Origin of the sequence: Leisingera sp. ANG-M6 (assembly GCF_000813905.1) — a bacterium.
In the GTDB taxonomy this organism is placed as follows: domain Bacteria; phylum Pseudomonadota; class Alphaproteobacteria; order Rhodobacterales; family Rhodobacteraceae; genus Leisingera.
In genome coordinates, this window is record NZ_JWLG01000024.1 from 2,501 (window position 1) to 5,880 (window position 3,380).

The 3,380-nt window shown below is 53.8% G+C and carries 1 tRNA gene and 2 rRNA genes; all 3 read left to right on the top strand.

Going from position 1 to position 3,380, the window contains the following annotated elements:
- The first annotated feature begins 99 nt into the window (after window positions 1-99).
- A 23S ribosomal RNA gene (locus RA24_RS19485) occupies window positions 100-2,927 on the top strand.
- Between the two features lie 199 nt (window positions 2,928-3,126).
- A 5S ribosomal RNA gene (gene rrf, locus RA24_RS19490) occupies window positions 3,127-3,241 on the top strand.
- 45 nt (window positions 3,242-3,286) lie between these two features.
- Window positions 3,287-3,363: transfer RNA gene (locus tag RA24_RS19495), tRNA-Met, on the top strand.
- Window positions 3,364-3,380 lie beyond the last annotated feature (17 nt).

Genomic DNA, 3,380 nt, shown 5'->3' on the forward strand with positions numbered 1-3,380 from the left:
GATTGAGAGCGGGATAGTTTGCTTTTTGGTTCAGAATAAGGGTGCGGTTTCTTACCAGCTTCCGCACCGTGGCATGAAACACTGTCTTTTTCTGGATCAAATCAAGCGCGAGAAGGGCGTTTGGTGGATGCCTTGGCAGTAAGAGGCGATGAAAGACGTGATACCCTGCGATAAGCTTGGGGGAGCCGGGAATAGGCTTTGATCCCAAGATCTCTGAATGGGGGAACCCACCTGACAGATCGTTATTGTTACCTTTGGTAATCAATAATGGTTTGAACCAGGTACTTAAGGACTGAATACATAGGTCTTTAAGAGCAAACCCGGGGAACTGAAACATCTAAGTACCCGGAGGAAAGGACATCAATAGAGACTCCGTTAGTAGTGGCGAGCGAACGCGGACCAGCCGAGCCTGATGAGTGACCAGAATGCGTTGGGAAACGCAGCCAGAGCGGGTGACAGCCCCGTATGGGAAGCTCTGAGGGACGTATTAAGTAGGGCGGGACACGTGAAATCCTGTTCGAAGATCGGAGGACCACCTCCGAAGGCTAAGTACTCCTTACTGACCGATAGCGAACCAGTACCGTGAGGGAAAGGTGAAAAGCACCCCGGCGAGGGGAGTGAAACAGTACCTGAAACCGAACGCCTACAATCAGTTGGAGGCCCCTTGAGGGCTGACAGCGTACCTTTTGTATAATGGGTCATCGACTTGGTCTCACGAGCAAGCTTAAACCGTTAGGTGTAGGCGCAGCGAAAGCGAGTCTTAATAGGGCGCATGAGTTCGTGGGATCAGACCCGAAACCGAGTGATCTAGGCATGGCCAGGTTGAAGGTGCGGTAACACGCACTGGAGGACCGAACCCACATCCGTTGAAAAGGATCGGGATGAGCTGTGCCTAGGGGTGAAAGGCCAATCAAACTCGGAGATAGCTGGTTCTCTGCGAAATCTATTTAGGTAGAGCGTCATCCGAATACCCCGGGGGGTAGAGCACTGGATGGGTAATGGGGCCCCACAGGCTTACTGATCCTAACCAAACTCCGAATACCCGGGAGTACTAGATGGCAGACACACGGCGGATGCTAACGTCCGTCGTGGAGAGGGAAACAACCCTGACCTCCGGCTAAGGCCCCCAATTCATGGCTAAGTGGGAAAGCAGGTGAGACGTCCAAAACAACCAGGAGGTTGGCTTAGAAGCAGCCATCCTTTAAAGATAGCGTAACAGCTCACTGGTCTAATCAAGATGTCTTGCGGCGAAGATGTAACGGGGCTCAAGCCATGAGCCGAAGCCGAGGATGCACATAGTGCATGGTAGCAGAGCGTAGTGTGACATAGTCTCATTCCTCCTTAGTATCTTCGGATACATTGGAGGAGAGAGGCTTTCGATGAAGCCGGGGCGTGAGCCATCCGGTGGAGAGATCACTAGCGAGAATGATGACATGAGTAGCGACAAAGAGTGTGAGAGACACTCTCGCCGAAAGTCCAAGGGTTCCTGCTTAAAGCTAATCTGAGCAGGGTAAGCCGGCCCCTAAGCCGAGGCCGAAAGGCGTAGGCGATGGGAACTAGGTTAATATTCCTAGGCCAGGAGGATGTGACGGATCATGAAGGTTGTTCGCCCTTATCGGATTGGGCGGGCCGCTGATTGGTCCCTGGAAATAGCCCTCCATCAGACCGTACCCTAAACCGACACAGGTGGACTGGTAGAGAATACCAAGGCGCTTGAGAGAACGATGTTGAAGGAACTCGGCAAAATACCTCCGTAAGTTCGCGAGAAGGAGGCCCGGGTTCAAGGCAACTTGGATCCGGGGGCACAAACCAGGGGGTGGCGACTGTTTATTAAAAACACAGGGCTCTGCGAAGCCGTAAGGCGACGTATAGGGTCTGACGCCTGCCCGGTGCCTGAAGGTTAAAAGGAGGGGTGAGAGCTCCGAATTGAAGCCCAGGTAAACGGCGGCCGTAACTATAACGGTCCTAAGGTAGCGAAATTCCTTGTCGGGTAAGTTCCGACCTGCACGAATGGCGTAACGACTTCCCCGCTGTCTCCAACATCGACTCAGCGAAATTGAATTGCCTGTCAAGATGCAGGCTTCCCGCGGTTAGACGGAAAGACCCCGTGCACCTTTACTACAGCTTCGCACTGGCATCAGGATTGTGATGTGCAGGATAGGTGGTAGGCATCGAAGCCGGGACGCAAGTCCCGGTGGAGCCTCCCTTGAGATACCACCCTTCGCACTCTTGATGTCTAACCGCGGTCCGTTATCCGGATCCGGGACCCTGCGTGGCGGGTAGTTTGACTGGGGCGGTCGCCTCCTAAAGAGTAACGGAGGCGCGCGAAGGTTGGCTCAGAGCGGTCGGAAATCGCTCGTTGAGTGCAATGGCAGAAGCCAGCCTGACTGCAAGACTGACAAGTCGAGCAGAGACGAAAGTCGGCCATAGTGATCCGGTGGTCCCGCGTGGAAGGGCCATCGCTCAACGGATAAAAGGTACGCCGGGGATAACAGGCTGATACTGCCCAAGAGTCCATATCGACGGCAGTGTTTGGCACCTCGATGTCGGCTCATCTCATCCTGGGGCTGGAGCAGGTCCCAAGGGTACGGCTGTTCGCCGTTTAAAGAGGTACGTGAGCTGGGTTTAGAACGTCGTGAGACAGTTCGGTCCCTATCTGCCGTGGGTGTAGGATACTTGAGAGGAGTTGCCCCTAGTACGAGAGGACCGGGGTGAACGATCCACTGGTGGACCAGTTGTTATGCCAATAGCAGTGCTGGGTAGCTATGATCGGACAGGATAACCGCTGAAGGCATCTAAGCGGGAAGCCCCCCTCAAAACAAGGTATCCCTGAGGGCCGTGGAAGACCACCACGCCGATAGGCCGGAGGTGTAAGCGCAGCAATGCGTTCAGCTGACCGGTACTAATCGCCCGATAGGCTTGATTTGATCCAGTAACAGACAGTGTTACTAAACCAATCAAAGCAAACATCCCTAACTGACACGGACAGGTTGATTGTACGCCGGACGCATTTGGATATGTCATATGACATAACTTAGGTGCGGCAACGCGCATTTACTCCGTAAATACGCTCTCTGCCGCCAACCAAGAAAATCCAAATGCCTCTGGCATTTGGATTTTTCTTGGTTTGGTGGCTACAGCACAAGTGAAACACCCGGTCCCATCCCGAACCCGGAAGTTAAGCACTGTCGCGCCGATGGTACTTGGGCTCAAGCCCTGGGAGAGTAGGTCACCGCCAAACCTAGTAAAATCCAAACATCTCTCTAAACGATACAAAAACACCTGACGCGGGATGGAGCAGCCAGGTAGCTCGTCAGGCTCATAACCTGAAGGTCGCAGGTTCAAATCCTGCTCCCGCAACCACCGTTTCCGACCAAGCC